The organism is Bacillus cereus group sp. N21, from assembly GCF_016483395.1.
GTDB classification, from domain to species: domain Bacteria; phylum Bacillota; class Bacilli; order Bacillales; family Bacillaceae_G; genus Bacillus_A; species Bacillus_A pseudomycoides.
The window spans coordinates 1-256 of record NZ_JAEHBX010000376.1 but is presented as its reverse complement, the minus strand read 5'-3'; the positions used below and the strand labels follow the sequence as shown (position 1 = coordinate 256).

Sequence of the window (256 nt, the reverse complement as noted above, 5' to 3'; positions counted from 1 at the left end):
CACCATCAAGTACGATTTCACAAGTATTAGAAGCGCGAACACCCATCTTATCGTAAGGACTTGAGATCGTTAATCCTTCACTTGTAGTCGGTACGATAAATGCAGAAATACGTTTTCTACCATTCTCTTCAACACCGTTGATAGCGGTTACAATAATTGTATTTGCATACTCTGCGTTTGTAATCCAGCACTTTTCACCACTGATTACATACTCATCACCATCTAATACCGCTTTCGTTTGTGTGCCTCCTGCATC

The 256-nt window shown here is 40.6% G+C and carries 1 protein-coding gene; it reads right to left on the bottom strand.

What is annotated here, in order from left to right; genetic code table 11:
• On the bottom strand, nt 1-256 hold a 256-nt coding region (locus tag JDS96_RS31265; RefSeq protein WP_199669173.1), incomplete at both ends, for an acyl-CoA dehydrogenase family protein.